Here is a 14,509-nt window from a genome sequence, read left to right on the forward strand (position 1 = left end):
AGGGGGTCATGAAGCTCTCCAGGCGCGCCGCACCCCTCGGCGTCGGGCTGCTGCTCGCCGCGACCGGCATCGGGCTGGTCGCCGGCGCGATCGGCACGGTCGCCGCGCGCATCGCCCGCGTGGCGCGCGTCGTCGTGACCCCGGCCATGCGGGTGGCCGACGTCGAGGTGCACGCCGTCGACACCGCGGCCCAGACCATCACGCTCTCGCGCACGCCCGACACGGAGCTGCCAGGCCGCTACGGGCTGTTCACGAGCGGGACGACCGACTACCTCAAGATCGGCGCCGTGCTGCGCAGCGACGACGAGACGGTGACCCGCAAGCTCCTCACGCACATCGGGCGCGGCGCCTCGATCGGCCGGCCCGCCGCCTTCAGCGGCTGGTACTTCGAGTCCCCGGCCGAGCTGCACGTGCCGTACCGGGAGGTCGAGGTGACCACGCCGATCGGCGACGCCCCGGCGTGGCTCGTGCCGGCGGGCGTCGGCGAGGAGAGCACGGGCGAGACGTGGGCGGTCGTCGTGCACGGCCGCGGCACGCAGCGCGCCGAGACGATCCGCGCCGTCCCGGCTTTCCGCGAGGCGGGCATCACGTCGCTGCTGATCTCGTACCGCAACGACGGCGTCGCCCCCAAGAGCACCACGGGTCTCTACGGGCTCGGGACGACCGAGTGGCCCGACGTGGAGGCCGCGATCGAGTTCGCGCTCGCGCACGGCGCGCGGCGCATCGTTCTGATGGGCTGGTCGATGGGCGGAGCCATCGCGCTGCAGACGCTCGTGAACACGGCGCACCACGACGCGATCGCCGGTCTCATCCTGGAGTCCCCGGTCGTCGACTGGCGCACCGTGCTGCGCTTCCAGGCGCGCGCCATGGGCATGCCGCCGCTCGCCGCCAGCGCGACGATGGGCATGCTCGAATCGGGCATCGCGTCGCGCGTGCACCGGATCGGGCGGGTCATCGACTTCGATGCGCTCGACATGGTCGCCCGCGGCGTGGAGCTGGACCGTCCGATCCTCATCCTGCACAGCGACGACGACGGATACGTGCCGGCGGACGCCTCGCGGCGCCTGGCGGAGCTGCGTCCCGACATCGTGACGCTCGTGCCGTTCACGACCGCGCGCCACACCAAGCTCTGGAACTACGACGAGGCGCGCTGGAACACCGCGATCCGCGACTGGCTGGCCGCGAACGCCCTCGCGCCTGAGACGGACTGAGCGCGCCGGCTCCCGCGCACCGGGGGAGCCGTGCCCCCGGTAGACTCGGGCATCATGACCCAGGCCCCCGCCGGCATCGCCACCGTCCGCCTCGCCGAGCGTCAGCCTCAGCTGACGGGGGAGGAGATGCTCGGGAGCCTCGTGCCCCCGCCGCAGTTCGACGACGCGACGTTCGAGTCCTACCGCGTCGACGCCGACCACCCTTCCCAGCAGGAGGCGAAGGAGCTGCTGTCGGCGTTCGCGATGGGCGCCCAGCCCGCCAAGCGCGGGCTCTTCTCGCGCAAGCCGAAGGCGCCCGAGACGAAGCCGGGCGTCTACCTGGACGGCGGCTTCGGCGTGGGCAAGACCCACCTGCTGGCCGCGATCTATCACGCCGTGCCCGCCCGCCGGAAGTACTTCGGATCGTTCATCGAGTACACGGCCCTCGTTGGCGCACTCGGCTACAAGAACACCGTCGAGCTGCTGCGCGGCTCGGCGCTGCTGTGCATCGACGAGTTCGAGCTCGACGACCCGGGCGACACGATGGTCATGACGCGCCTGCTCGGCGAGCTCGTCGCGACCGGCACGCGCCTGGCGGCCACGAGCAACACCCCGCCGAACGCGCTGGGCGAGGGCCGCTTCGCCGCGCAGGACTTCCTGCGCGAGATCCACGCGATGGCCGACAGCTTCCAGACGATCCGCATCGACGGCGTCGACTTCCGCCAGCGCTCGCTCGACGGCGAGGCGCGCGTGCTGGGGGATGACGAGTACGCCCCGGCCCTCGCGGCCGTCGGCGGCACCGTCTCGGACGACGGCTTCGACGAGCTGATCGCGCACCTCGCGCACGTGCACCCGTCCCGCTACATCCGGCTCATCGACGGCATCCGCGCGGTGGGGCTGCGGGGCGTGCGCCGAATCACGGATCAGTCGGAGGCGCTGCGCTTCGTCGCGTTCGTCGACCGCGTGTACGACGCGCAGCTGCCCGTCCGCGCCACCGGTGTGCCGCTGCACGAGGTGTTCAGCGACGAGATGCTCGCCGGCGGGTACCGCAAGAAGTACCTGCGCGCGATCTCGCGCCTGGTCGCCTCCACGCATTCCTGAGCGATCCGGGAGCGGATGCGCGGCGGCGCGAAACGTGGAATTAACGTGCGGGCGGGTGACGTAACAGGCCCGTAACCCGCGCGGGTGCCCGGTGGTAAATCGCGCAGGACAGGATCGGAGCGATCCGGTCGAGCGCTCCATATCGACCTCAGCTCACCGGTGTCCTGCTACCCGAACCACTAAGGAAACACATGAGCGACGGACAACTCGCCTGGACGATGATCGCCACGGCGCTGGTGCTTTTCATGACGCCCGGTGTGGCGTTCTTCTACGGCGGTCTGGTCAAGGCCAAGAGCGTCGTGAGCATGATGATGATGAGCTTCGGCGCGCTGGGTCTCATCGCCGTGCTCTGGGTGCTGTACGGCTTCAACATGACCGCGGTCGACAGCCCGTGGGCGTTCGCCGGCAACCCCTTCTCCGACTTCGGCCTCGCGTCGCTGGCCACGACCGACACGACGGGCGAGGGCCTCGTGCTCTCGGCGTTCGGCGCGACGTTCGCCATCATCACCGTCGCCCTGATCTCGGGCGCGATCGCCGACCGCGCAAAGTTCTGGTCGTGGATGCTCTTCGCCGGCCTGTGGGCCACGATCGTGTACTTCCCCGTCGCGGCCTGGGTGTGGGGCGGCGGCTGGATCTACAGCCTCGGCGAGATGATGTTCCCCGAGTCGGGCGTCGCCGTCATCGACTGGGCGGGCGGCACCGCGGTGCACATCAACGCGGGTGCCGCGGCCCTCGCGCTGGCGCTCGTGCTCGGCAAGCGCGTCGGCTTCCAGAAGGGCATCAACAAGCCGCACAGCGTGCCGCTGGTGATGCTCGGCGCCTCGGTGCTGTGGTTCGGCTGGTTCGGCTTCAACGCCGGCCTCACGGCCGCGCCCCTCGGTGAGGACGGCAACGTCGGCACGGGCCTGATCATCGTCAACACGCTCGTGGCCCCGGCCGCGGCGGTCATCGGCTGGATCGCAGTCGAGAAGTTCAAGGACGGCAAGTCCACCTCCGTCGGCGCCGCCTCGGGCGCCGTCGCCGGTCTCGTCGCCATCACCCCGGCGTGCGCCAACCTGACGCCGCTCGCGGCGATCATCCTCGGCCTCATCGCCGGCGCCGTCTGCGCCCTCGCGATCGAGCTCAAGTGGAAGCTGGGCTACGACGACTCGCTCGACGTGGTCGGCGTGCACCTGGTCGGCGGCCTCATCGGAACGCTGTACCTCGGCTTCGCGGCGATCGACACCGGCCTGTTCACGGGCGGCGGCTTCGAGCAGCTCGTGGTGCAGTTCATCGGCGCCGTCGGCACGCTCGTCTACTCGTTCGTCATCGCCTGGATCCTGGGCTTCGCGATCGAGAAGACGATCGGCTTCCGCATCAAGAACGAGGACGAGCTCGCCGGTGTCGACACGGTCGTGCACGGCGAGGAGGGCTACGCGTACGAGGTCAAGTGACCTCCTCCGCCAGCGATTCCCGAGCGAGGGCGTCCCGGTTCCGGCCGGGGCGCCCTCGCTCGTGCGTGCGCCGCGGCGGCGCGCACGCGACAGCCGCCGCGGTGCGGGGGCGACAGTAGGCTCTCGGCATGGCCCGCAACGGAATCCTCGGCGCCCTGGCCGGCGCCGCGCTCGACCTGCTCGCCTCCGCGCTGCGCAAGGACGGCGGGGGCGGTGCGCGGCGCGCTCCCACCCGGCGACGCCGCACCTCCGAGGAGCTGCCGTCGCTGTCGACGACCGACACCGTCGAGGTCAACCCGCACGGGGTGCCCGACCTGCGCCTGAGCTACGCGCCGGACCGCGACGGCGCGCCCGACGCCGGCGAGGTCGTGTGGACATGGGTGCCGTACGAGGAGGGCGACGGCCGCGGCAAGGACCGCCCCGTGCTCGTGATCGGCGCTCACACGGCCGATCGCGTCTACGCCATCAAGCTCACGAGCCGCTCGCACGACGGCGATCGGGAGTTCCTGCCGCTCGGATCCGGGCCGTGGGATGCGAAGGGGCGGCCGTCGTGGGCCGACCTCGACCAGCTCTACAGCGTGCACGTCGGCGGCATGCGCCGCGAGGCGGCCGCGCTCGATCTCGAGCGCTTCACCCTCGTCGCGCGGCGGCTGCAGCAGCGCTACGGCTGGTCGGCGGGGGAGTGAGCGCGTCGCCGTGACGCGCGCGGGATCCGCCCGTGTGGGGAGTCGCGTCGCGGATCGGGTAGTATCGATGTCGGCCCGCTCGCGGGCCCCCTCCGCATCGCGGATCGGGCGATTGGCGCAGTTGGTTAGCGCGCTTCCTTCACACGGAAGAGGTCGTGGGTTCGAGTCCCGCATCGCCCACCGAAACCTTGGAAACCCCCTGGCCACCCGGCCGGGGGGTTTCTCGTTGCGGCGGCGCAGGTGAACGGAGCGTGACGCGCCCGAGATGCGGGCTCGGTTTGGAGCCGCGACGGGAATCGCCTATAGTCATATGAGTCGCCGGGGAGATCCGGAGACAACGCGGATGTAGCGCAGTTGGTAGCGCATCACCTTGCCAAGGTGAGGGTCGCGAGTTCGAGTCTCGTCATCCGCTCGAGTGCAGGGCCTCCTTCGGGAGGAGCCCGGCATGCGGGTAAATTCGAATCCCCCGCGGTGGCGTGGCCGAGAGGCTAGGCACCGGCCTGCAAAGCCGTTTACACGGGTTCGAATCCCGTCGCCACCTCGTTAAAATTGAACAGCTCTCTTGAGCGCGATTAGCGCAGCGGTAGCGCGCTTCCCTGACACGGAAGAGGTCACTGGTTCGATCCCAGTATCGCGCACCGAACGAAACCCCCGGCCCGCCGGGGGTTTTCTGCGTTGCGGGGCTGAGGATGCGGGGAGGGGACGATCCCTCCCCGCATCGCTCAGACGGCCAGGTGCTCGTCGCCGCCGCGCCGGCGCGAGGCGTGCGAGCGGCCGAGCAGCACGCCGAGCGCGATCATGGTGACCGCGAGCACGAGGTGCAGCCAGTTGTCGGCCGTGTTGAGGGGCACGAAGTTGGCGCCGTGGTCGTGCGGCACGAACAGGCCGTACAGCCAGATCACGGCGTACACCGCGCCGCCCCAGATGAGGTACTGCTTGGAGGCGCCGAAGGCGCGCGCCACGGCGACGCCGGCGACGCCGTAGAGCAGGTGGACGATGTTGTGCAGGATCGAGACCTGGAAGATCCCGAGCAGCATCGCCTCCGACTCGTGCCCGGCGAACTGCATCGTCTCCATGCCGGTCGTCAGACCGGGGATGAATCCGCCGATCCCGACGATCAGGAAGACGATCCCGTAGACGAGGGCGACCTTCTGCACGGGCGTCTCCGCGAAGCGCCCGGTTCCTGCGTTCCGTGCCGTGGTCATGATGTGGTCCTCTCTCGCTCGCGGCCGATCCGCGGTAGCTCAGGCAAGCACCGCCGGGCGGGCGCGGCGAGGGCCTTGACGCGGATGGCCGCTTCGGGCAGGGCCTCAGCCGGCGCGCGCATCGCCGTCGCTCCAGCGCAGGGCGGCCAGCGGGGGCGGCGTCTCGCGCTCCGGACGCGGGGCGTCGTCGGGCAGACCGTTCTCCTCCACGACGAGCACGCGCGCGCCCGAGAGCAGCGCCGCGCGGGCGAGCGCCTCGGCCAGGGGGACGGGCGCGATCCGCTCGGCGCCGACCGCCTCGCCGTCTGCCACCCACGGCGGGCCGTCGAGGGCGTCGAGCGTCTCGGTCGCGTCGAGCATCCGGGCATCGAGCAGCAGCGTGTCGACCCGCGCCTGCTGCAGGGCCGCGATCACGTCGGCAGTGCCGCGGGCGCCCGAGGCGCCGCCGCCGGCCGATGCCCGGTCGACGACCGCGTCCAGATCCGCGCGCAGCGCGCGGTCGATGGCCTCGGCGATGGCGGTGTCGCGCGCCCCGCCGTCGGCGCCCGCCGCCCGCGCGTGGGCGTCGACCTCGACCACGCGGCCGGCCAGCGCGGGTCCGAGCTGGTCGCGCAGCAGCTGCCGCGCCCGCACATCGCCCGCGATCACGACGAACCGCGGCGCATGCTCGCGCGCCAGGCGCTCGACGGCCTCGGCCACCTCGCCCTGGGTCTGGGCCCAGATCTCCTCGGAGTGCTGCTGGTACCGCAGGTGCGACCAGCCGCCGGCCTGCACCTTGGGCAGGCTGTCGGTGCGGCCTTCGACGTCCTCCGACGCCTCGATCCGCGCCCTGCCCGCGCGCTCCACCCGCACCTGCGCGCCCTCGCGGCCCGTCTCGACGACGAGGTAGCGCAGATCGGCGGCGCGATGGCGCAGCAGCGGCAGCACGCACGGCACGGGGCCGTGCCCGATGAGCTCCGGCCCGAGGCGGGGCCCCAGGAACCGCTCGTCCGCCTCGATTCGTCCGTCCCGCGCCAGCAGGTAGCGCACCGAGGGGCTGGGAAGCCCCCCGTCCTCGTCGAGCGCCTCCTGGATCGCCTCGACATCACGAAGCGGCGCGGCGCACTCGGCGAGCCGATCCGTCACGGTGCGCCGGCGGCAACGCTCGGTCGGCTGCGGCTCGTCGCCGCGGCCCTCGATGTAGGCGTACGTCCACGGCCCCTCCTGGGCCAGCAGCGCGGCGAGGTCGACGCCGTCAGTCATCGGCCGCCGCCTCGTCGCCGCGCTCGCCGGCGTCGTCGCCGCGGAAGGCCCGCTCCACCTCCGGGTCGTCGGTGTCGTCGGGCAGCGGCTCGCTCTCGCGGAACGGCTCGGCGTGCGGGCTGCCGTGGCCCTGCACCATGCCGCGCGTCTCCTGCTCGAGCTGCTCGTCGACCCGGGGACCGTGCGTCGTGTTGCCACGCTGGGCGTCGCTCATGTCGTCTCCCTTCGTCGGTGTCCCTCGACGCTAGGTCGGGGACGGCAGCGGGAGCGATCGGGTTGACGGCCCGAGGGGCGGTCGCTAGGCGTGTCGGCGCGAACGGGGAGGCGGTGGCGGTCGGGTCAGATGCCCTGCATCGTGAACGCCCGCGCGAGCGCGGTGCGCGCCGGCGGCCGGGCCAGAACGCGGACGGCCGCGTCCCGGGCGAGCCGGCGCGTGCCGCTGACCGGGGCGCCCATGGCCATGTTGAAGGCCGCGCGCCGCATGGCGACGCCGGCCGCGCGTCGTCGCCGCGCCTCGTAGCCGAGGAACGGCGCCGGCGGCGCGCCCCGCTCGAGGGCGTCGAGGAGGGTCGCGGCGAGGTCGACGGCACCCACCCAGCCGAGGTTCATGCCCTGCCCGCCGATCGGGCTGACCTCGTGGGCCGCGTCGCCGACGAGCGCCACGCGACCGAGAGCGAGCCGCTCGCTCACCCGCTGCCGCGCCGTGAACGGGCTGGGCGCGCTGAGGCGGCGCTCCGCCACGCGCACGCCGACGCGCCGACTCAGGAGCGCGGCGAACGCCTCGGCGTCGTCGGGGGCGGCGGCGCGCGGCACCCGGATCACCCAGCGGCGCAGCCCGCCGGGCAGGGGGAACGACTCGACCACGCCCTCGGGCTCCAGGAGGATGACGGCCTCGTCCTCGGCCGCCCCGCGCCACCCGTAGGCGTCGGCCATCACGTAGTCGGCCGCGCCGCCGCGGGGCCGGGTGGCGATGCCCAGCATGTCGCGCACCGGGCTGCGCACGCCGTCGGCGGCGACGACGTAGCGGGCCGCGAGCGGATCGGATCCGGCGAGGTCGAGTCGGACGTCGCGGGCCGACTGCCGCAGCGCCGTCACGGCCCGGCCGCGCCGCAGCGCCCCGGGAGCCAACGCGGCCAGCCGCTCCTCGAGCAGCGCCTCGGTGCGGTCCTGCGGCAGCGAGAGCACGGGCCGTCCCTCGAACCGCAGCCGGCCGAGTTCGCGCTCACCGCACAGCGCCAGCCCGCGGCGGATCGGTGCGGCCTCCGCGCGCACGGCACGCCCCACACCGGCGCCGTCGAGGGCGGCCAGCCCCGGCGGATGCACACCGATCGCGCGCGGCAGCCCCGCCGGGCGCTCTCGGCGCTCGCAGACGGCGACGTCCACGCCGTCGCGCGCGAGCAGGCACGCGAGCAGCAGGCCGACGGGCCCGGCTCCGACGACGGCGACGTCGGCGGAGCGGCTCACGTCGCGCCCCACACGAGCTCCCACCGCGAGGGGAACCCGCGCCGCACGCGCCATCCCCGGGGCGCCAGCGCGGCGGCCTCGTCGGCCGTGCGGCTGCGGCGGATCGAGGTGAGCCCGTCCGGGCGGATGTAGGTGCCGCGCAGCGGGCCCGCCTGCAGCGGCCAGGTGGCGGCGGCGAAGGCGGCGTAGGCGAACCGCGAGCGCTCGATGTCGGCGTGCACCGCGATGCCGCCGGGGGCCACGAGCGCCACGGTGTCGTCGAGGAGCCCCTCGACCTCGTGGTCGCTGAGGTGGTGCAGCACGTGGTTCGACACGACGACGTCGAACCGCTCGCCCGCCACGCGCAGATCGCGCGTGGACGCGGCGCGCAGCTCGAGGCCCGGCGCGGCGGCGCGACGACGGGCGTAGTCGATGGCGCGCGGATCGGGATCGATCGCGACGACGCGCACCTCGCGGCCGTCGCGCCGCGCCCAGCGCAGCAGGCGGCGCGGCAGGTCGGCCCCTCCCGTGCCGACGTCCAGCACCCGGCAGGGGCGATCCCGAGGCAGCCGCGGCCGGATCCACCGCCGGTAGATGGCGCGCTGGCCGGAGACGACCGCGTTGACGAGCGGGAAGCGACGGTAGGTGCGCTCGAGGGCGCGGAGGTCGCAGGCAGGATCGTCCATGAGCTCGCGGGCCTCCGCGTCGCGCTCGGCGAGGAAGGCCGGCATCTCAGCCCCGCACGGTGAGCAGCGCGGACTCGACCGTGAGGCCGGGGCCGAACGCCATGGCGGCCACGCGGTCGCCGTCGGCGGCGGGGGAGTCGAGCACGCGGCGCAGCACGAACATGACCGTGGCGCTCGACATGTTGCCGTACTCGCGCAGCACCGCGCGCGGCGGCGCGAGCTGATCCTCGCGCAGCCCCAGGGCCGATTCCACGCGATCGAGGATGCTCCGCCCGCCCGGGTGCACGGCCCAGTGCGCGATGGCGTCCGCGGCGGTGCCGGCCTCGAGCGCCGACGCGAGCTCGCGCTCGTGGGCGAAGAGGGGCTCGACGGCGCCGATGACGTGCTCGCCGATGATCGAGGGCACGGCGTTCGACAGGCCGATCTCGAAGCCGTGGTCGCCGATCCGCCAGGCCATGTCGCCCTCGCCCTCCGGTGTGATCCGCGTGGCGAAGCGATCCAGGCTCAGCACGCGGGTGCCCGGCACGGGCGGGCAGCTCGTGACGACGCCGGCGGCGGCCCCGTCGGCGAAGAGGGAGGTGGCGACGATGGTGTCCGGATCGTCGGACGCGCGCAGGTGCAGCGTGCACAGCTCCACGCTGATGACGAGCACGACCGCCCGGGGATCGGCCTTGCACAGCTGCGCCGCCAGCCGCAGGCCCGGCATGGCCGCGTAGCAGCCCATGAAGCCCAGGTGGTAGCGCTGCACGCCGGGGCGCATGCCGAGCTCCCGGGCGACCTGGAAGTCGGGCCCCGGCGCGTAGAAGCCCGTGCACGAGACGGTGATGACGTGGGTGACGCGATCGGCCTCGAGCCCGGCGGACTCCAGCGCCGCCCGGCCGGCGTCGACGTAGAGGCGGCTCGCGTGCGCCGCGTAGACGTCGTTGCGGGCGCGGGTGCCCGGCAGCAGCAGCTCGCCGGAGGCCTGGTCGAAGAACACCGGCGCCTCGCCGTCCTCCCGGGGGCGCCTGCTCAGCTCCTCGAGCACCGTGTGCCGCGTCTCGATCCCCGATTCCCGGAAGGCGGTGGACACGATCCGGCTGCCGAGCCGGCTCAGTCCCGGTTGCGCGGCGAAGACGTCGCGCACCTCGTCCTGGACGAGCACGGTCGGGGGCACGACGGTGGACAGTCCCTGGAGCGTCACGGTCATGCCCGCGAGCGTAGTGAGGGGCCGGCGGGGTCGGCAGGGGCTTGCATCCCGGCGGCCGACCTGGTTGGCGGGCGTCGCGCCCACGTGCCGCCCGCGATCCACTGATGAGCCCGCGGCGGGGCGCCGATCTCGTTACCCTGAAGGGACGCGCCGCCACACCGGTCGGCGCGAGGCGAGCGGAGGACGAGATGAGCGACGCGACGCGCGACGACGAGCTGCCCGACGACGTGATCGAGTTCGCGAACCGCCTCTTCGACCTCGCGCGCGAGGGCGACGAGCGCCTGCTCGGCTACATCGACGAGGGCGTGAGCGCCGACCTCACCAATGCGGCCGGCGACACGCTCCTCATGCTCGCGGCGTACAACGGGCACCTCGCCCTCGTCGAGGGGCTCATCGCCCGCGGCGCCGACGTGAACCGCCTGAACGACCGCGGCCAGTCTCCCGTGGCGGGCGCGGTGTTCAAGGGCCACGACGAGGTCACCGCCGCGCTCGCCGCGACCGGCGCCGACCTCGACGCCGGCACGCCGAGCGCCCGCGCCACGGCCGACATGTTCGGCCGCCAGCTGCCCGGCTGACCCGCTCAGTCGCGGGCGTGCGGATCGGTGGCGTTGATCGCCTCGACCACCTGGTCGTACTCGCCGCGCACCTCGGCGAACCGCAGGAACTTCACGCGCTCGACGAGGATCTCGTGCGCCTCGGGCTGCGTCTCGAGCAGCGAGAGCACCTCGTCGGCGAACTCGCCGAGCGGCATCGCGAGCGGGTTCTCGGCCTGGCCGGGCATGAAATCGGTCTGCACCGAGGGCGGCACGACCTCGGTGACCGCCACGCCCGTGCCCTCCAGCTGGAGGCGGATCGACTCGCTCAGCATGTGCACGAACGCCTTGCTCGCGTTGTAGGTGGGCGTGGGCCGCAGCGGCACGGAGGCCAGGCCGCTCGAGACGGTGACGATCGTGGCGGCGGGGCGGGAGCGCAGGTGCTCGATGAACGCGGCGATGAGGCGGATGGGGCCGAGGACGTTCGTCTCGACGATGCGCTCGGCCGTGTCGAGGAACGCCGGGGTGCGCCAATCCTCGGGGACCATGATGCCCGCCATGAGGACGACGGCGTTCACCTCGGGCCAGCGGGCGATGACCTCGGCCGACGCGGCCCGGATGCTGTCGGGGTCGGTGGTGTCGATCCGCACGGCGCCGAAGCCGTGCTCGGCGGCGAGGCGGTCGAGCAGCTCCTGCCGCCGGCCGCCGATGATCACGGTGCTGCCGCGGTCCTGCAGGCGGCGCGCGAGGGCGAGCCCGATGCCGCTCGTGGCGCCGGGGATGAAGACGGTGTCTCGTGTGATGTCCATGCCGTCCAGCGTGCGCCCGCCGGGCGAGGGGCGGGAGAGACCCGCGGATCGGGGGATCGGCGATCCCTGGCTCGCGACGCCCGCGGCGCGCATGATGGACGGATGGAACGCACCGAGCTCGCCGACTTCCTGCGCCGCCGTCGCGGGCAGCTGCAGCCGGACGACCTCGGTCTGCCGCCCGGCGCCCGCCGCCGCGCGGCCGGGCTGCGGCGCGAGGAGGTGGCGCAGCTGACGGGCATGTCGGTCGACTACTACACGCGCCTCGAGCAGGCCAGGGGTCCGCAGCCCAGCACCCAGATGCTGCAGGCGCTCGCGCGCACGCTGCGGCTCACGGCCGACGAGCGCGACTACGTCTTCCGCCTGGCCGGGCACGCGGCGCCCGACCGGCGCGGCGACGCCGGGCATGTCGCGCCCGGCCTGATGCGCGTGCTCGACCGGCTCGACGACACCCCCGCGCTCATCCTGACGAGCCTGGGCGAGACGCTCGTCGCCAACCGCCCGGCGGTCGCGCTGTTCGGCGATCACACCGCGCGCACGGGCTGGGACCGCAGCGACATCCACCGCTGGTTCGCCGATCCGGCCTCGCGCGCCCTGTATCCCGAGGACGACCGCGAGCGGCAGTCGCGCGCGCTCGTGGCCAATCTGCGCGCGGCGTACGGGCTCGGGGGTGCGCGCTCGCGGGCGGGCGAGCTCGTGCGCGTGCTGCGCGCCGCGAGCGCCGAGTTCGCGGGCCTGTGGGAACGGCACGAGGTGGCGCGCCGCTTCGAGGACCACAAGACGCTCGTGCATCCCGAGCTGGGGCCGATCGATGTGGACTGCCAGGCGCTGTTCACCGAGGACCAGTCGCAGACGCTCCTCGTGCTCACGGCGCCGCCGCGCACCGAGGCGTGGGAGAAGCTGCGCCTGCTCGCCGTGCTGGGCCAGGAGCGCTTCGCGGGCGCGCCGGGCGCGACCCCCGCCGCGCCGTAGGATTGACGGGTGAGCACCGGATTCGATCTGTTCCCCGACAAGAACGTCGTCGCCATGCGCGTCGACGGCACGCTGAAGGACCTCGCGACGGAGGTCACGGACACGCAGACGGTCGAGCCGGTCACGATCGACAGCGAGGACGGCCTGAACATCCTGCGCCACTCGACGGCGCACGTGCTCGCGCAGGCGGTGCAGACGATCAATCCCGCCGCGAAGCTGGGCATCGGGCCGTTCATCCAGGACGGCTTCTACTACGACTTCGGCGTGGAGGAGCCCTTCACGCCCGAGGACCTCAAGGCGATCAAGCGCGAGATGCAGCGCATCGTCAAGGAGGGGCAGCGCTTCGTGCGCCGCGCCGTGACCGACGACGAGGCGCGCGCGGAGCTCGCCGACGAGCCGTTCAAGCTCGAGCTCATCGGCCTCAAGGGCGGCACGAAGGAGGCCGCGGAGGGCGCGAGCGTCGAGGTCGGCGCCGGCGAGCTGACCATCTACGACAACGTCGACGCCCGCACGGGCGAGACGAAGTGGAAGGACCTCTGCCGCGGCCCGCACGTGCCCTCCACCCGCATGGTCGGCAACGGCTGGGACATCCTGCGCATCGCCGGCGCCTATTGGCGCGGCAGCGAGAAGAACCCGCAGCTGCAGCGCATCTACGGCACCGCGTGGCCCAGCAAGGACGAGCTCGTCGCCTACAAGGACCGCCTGGCCGAGGCCGCGCGCCGCGACCACCGCAAGCTCGGGCGCGAGATGGACCTGTTCTCGTTCCCGGACGAGATCGGCTCCGGCCTGTCGGTGTGGCACCCCAAGGGCGGCATCGTGCGCGGCGAGATGGAGCAGCACGCCCGCCGCCGTCACATCGAGAACGGCTACAGCTACGTCTACACGCCCCACATCACGAAGAAGGATCTCTTCGTCACCTCGAACCACCTCGTCACCTACGGCGAGGGCATGTGGCCCCCGATCCGCATGGACGAGGAGCGCGACGACGAGGGCAACGTCACCAAGCAGGGCGTCGACTACTACCTGAAGCCGATGAACTGCCCGATGCACATCCTCATCTACCGCGAGAAGGCGCGCTCGTACCGCGAGCTGCCGCTGCGCCTGGCCGAGAACGGCACGGTCTACCGCAACGAGCTCTCCGGCGCGCTGCACGGCCTCACGCGCGTGCGCGGCTTCACGCAGGACGATGCGCACATCTTCGTCACCCGCGAGCAGATCGCCGAGGAGGTCGCCCACGTGCTGGCCTTCGAGATCGACCTGCTGAAGGACTTCGGCCTCACCGACTTCCGGCTCGAGCTGTCGATGCGCGACGACGAGAAGGAGAAGTGGATCGGCGACGAGGAGATCTGGGCCACCGCCACCGACGCGCTCCGCGACGTCGCGCGGTCCACGGGCCTCGACCTCGTCGAGGAACCGGGCGAGGCCGCGTTCTACGGCCCGAAGATCGACCTCAAGGTGACCGACGCCATCGGCCGCTCGTGGCAGCTGTCGACCGTGCAGCTGGACTTCAACCTGCCCGAGCGCTTCGGGCTGGAGTACACGGCCGCCGACGGATCCAAGCAGCGCCCGATCATGATCCACCGCGCGCTGTTCGGATCGATCGAGCGGTTCTTCGCGATCCTGCTCGAGCACTACGCCGGCGACTTCCCGGTGTGGCTCGCGCCCGTGCAGGTGATGGGCGTCCCCGTCGCCGACGAGTTCGGCGACTACCTGCAGGACGTCGTGAACCGGCTCAGGGCGGCCGGCGTGCGCGCCGAGGTCGACCACTCGGACGACCGCATGCAGAAGAAGATCCGCACGCACACGACGAGCAAGGTGCCGCTCATCCTCATCGCGGGCGAGCAGGACCGCTCGGCAGGCACGGTGTCGTTCCGCTTCCGCGACGGATCGCAGCGCAACGGCGTGCCGGTGGATGAGGCCGTCGCGCTCGTGACGGGGCTCATCGCGGCGAAGAAGCTCGTGCTGCGCGACGAGGACGCGACGCTCGCCGACGCGACGCTCGAGGGCGCGGCGTGACGGGGGA

General features: G+C 72.9%; 14 protein-coding genes and 4 tRNA genes. 11 read left to right on the forward strand and 7 right to left on the reverse strand.

Annotated features, from left to right (window positions below; translation table 11 throughout):
* The first annotated feature begins 8 nt into the window (after window positions 1-8).
* The 8 genes from ACYVJ0_RS10615 (at window position 9) to ACYVJ0_RS10650 (ending at window position 5,048) form a co-directional block, all read left to right on the forward strand.
* Window positions 9-1,211 carry an alpha/beta hydrolase gene (locus ACYVJ0_RS10615; RefSeq protein ID WP_449854166.1) on the forward strand — a complete coding sequence of 401 codons (1,203 nt, stop codon included), beginning with the start codon at window positions 9-11 and terminating at the stop codon, window positions 1,209-1,211.
* 54 nt (window positions 1,212-1,265) lie between these two features.
* Entirely contained in the window at window positions 1,266-2,291 is a 1,026-nt protein-coding gene (gene zapE / locus ACYVJ0_RS10620; RefSeq protein ID WP_460817738.1) for a cell division protein ZapE, read from the forward strand.
* 191 nt (window positions 2,292-2,482) lie between these two features.
* Window positions 2,483-3,724: an ammonium transporter gene (locus tag ACYVJ0_RS10625; RefSeq protein ID WP_449854168.1), complete on the forward strand. Its 1,242-nt coding sequence runs from the start codon at window positions 2,483-2,485 to the stop codon at window positions 3,722-3,724.
* 128 nt (window positions 3,725-3,852) lie between these two features.
* Window positions 3,853-4,410: a type II toxin-antitoxin system PemK/MazF family toxin gene (locus ACYVJ0_RS10630; protein WP_460817739.1), complete on the forward strand. Its 558-nt coding sequence runs from the start codon at window positions 3,853-3,855 to the stop codon at window positions 4,408-4,410.
* Window positions 4,411-4,516: 106 nt separating this feature from the next.
* A tRNA-Val gene (locus ACYVJ0_RS10635) sits at window positions 4,517-4,590 on the forward strand.
* Between the two features lie 159 nt (window positions 4,591-4,749).
* Window positions 4,750-4,822 (forward strand) — tRNA-Gly (locus tag ACYVJ0_RS10640).
* A 58-nt stretch (window positions 4,823-4,880) separates the two neighbouring features.
* A tRNA-Cys gene (locus ACYVJ0_RS10645) sits at window positions 4,881-4,951 on the forward strand.
* 25 nt (window positions 4,952-4,976) lie between these two features.
* Window positions 4,977-5,048: transfer RNA gene (locus ACYVJ0_RS10650), tRNA-Val, on the forward strand.
* A gap of 84 nt (window positions 5,049-5,132) precedes the next feature.
* On the opposite strand, the gene ACYVJ0_RS10655 is transcribed toward ACYVJ0_RS10650, so the two are convergent.
* From ACYVJ0_RS10655 to ACYVJ0_RS10680, 6 genes are all read right to left on the reverse strand, one after another.
* Window positions 5,133-5,615, reverse strand: a complete 483-nt coding sequence (locus ACYVJ0_RS10655; RefSeq protein ID WP_460817741.1) for a DUF4383 domain-containing protein — start codon at window positions 5,613-5,615, stop codon at window positions 5,133-5,135.
* A 105-nt stretch (window positions 5,616-5,720) separates the two neighbouring features.
* Window positions 5,721-6,857 carry a baeRF2 domain-containing protein gene (locus ACYVJ0_RS10660; protein WP_460817742.1) on the reverse strand — a complete coding sequence of 379 codons (1,137 nt, stop codon included), beginning with the start codon at window positions 6,855-6,857 and terminating at the stop codon, window positions 5,721-5,723.
* On the reverse strand, window positions 6,850-7,071 hold the full coding sequence (locus tag ACYVJ0_RS10665) for a hypothetical protein (RefSeq protein ID WP_460817743.1): 222 nt from the start codon (window positions 7,069-7,071) through the stop codon (window positions 6,850-6,852). Before ACYVJ0_RS10665 ends, ACYVJ0_RS10660 begins: the two co-directional genes overlap by 8 nt.
* 125 nt (window positions 7,072-7,196) lie before the next feature.
* Entirely contained in the window at window positions 7,197-8,321 is a 1,125-nt protein-coding gene (locus tag ACYVJ0_RS10670; RefSeq protein ID WP_460817745.1) for an FAD-dependent oxidoreductase, read from the reverse strand.
* On the reverse strand, window positions 8,318-9,031 hold the full coding sequence (locus tag ACYVJ0_RS10675) for a methyltransferase domain-containing protein (protein ID WP_460817747.1): 714 nt from the start codon (window positions 9,029-9,031) through the stop codon (window positions 8,318-8,320). Before ACYVJ0_RS10675 ends, ACYVJ0_RS10670 begins: the two co-directional genes overlap by 4 nt.
* A 1-nt stretch (window position 9,032) precedes the next feature.
* Window positions 9,033-10,175: a type III polyketide synthase gene (locus ACYVJ0_RS10680; protein ID WP_460817748.1), complete on the reverse strand. Its 1,143-nt coding sequence runs from the start codon at window positions 10,173-10,175 to the stop codon at window positions 9,033-9,035.
* 188 nt (window positions 10,176-10,363) lie between these two features.
* Here ACYVJ0_RS10680 and ACYVJ0_RS10685 point away from each other — a divergent pair, with 188 nt between their 5' ends.
* Window positions 10,364-10,750, forward strand: coding sequence for an ankyrin repeat domain-containing protein (locus tag ACYVJ0_RS10685; RefSeq protein ID WP_460817750.1), 387 nt, complete (start codon window positions 10,364-10,366; stop codon window positions 10,748-10,750).
* Window positions 10,751-10,755: 5 nt separating this feature from the next.
* On the opposite strand, the gene ACYVJ0_RS10690 is transcribed toward ACYVJ0_RS10685, so the two are convergent.
* Window positions 10,756-11,517 (reverse strand): SDR family oxidoreductase, encoded by a 762-nt coding sequence (locus ACYVJ0_RS10690; protein WP_460817751.1) that lies wholly within the window; start codon window positions 11,515-11,517, stop codon window positions 10,756-10,758.
* A gap of 102 nt (window positions 11,518-11,619) precedes the next feature.
* Between ACYVJ0_RS10690 and ACYVJ0_RS10695 the strand changes: the two genes are divergently transcribed.
* Both ACYVJ0_RS10695 and thrS read left to right on the forward strand, forming a co-directional pair.
* Complete coding sequence (locus ACYVJ0_RS10695; protein WP_460817753.1) at window positions 11,620-12,486, forward strand: helix-turn-helix transcriptional regulator; 867 nt, start codon at window positions 11,620-11,622, stop codon at window positions 12,484-12,486.
* 54 nt (window positions 12,487-12,540) lie between these two features.
* Complete coding sequence (gene thrS, locus ACYVJ0_RS10700; RefSeq protein ID WP_460817810.1) at window positions 12,541-14,502, forward strand: threonine--tRNA ligase; 1,962 nt, start codon at window positions 12,541-12,543, stop codon at window positions 14,500-14,502.
* Window positions 14,503-14,509: the final 7 nt, after the last annotated feature.

The organism is Microbacterium petrolearium (assembly GCF_054782875.1).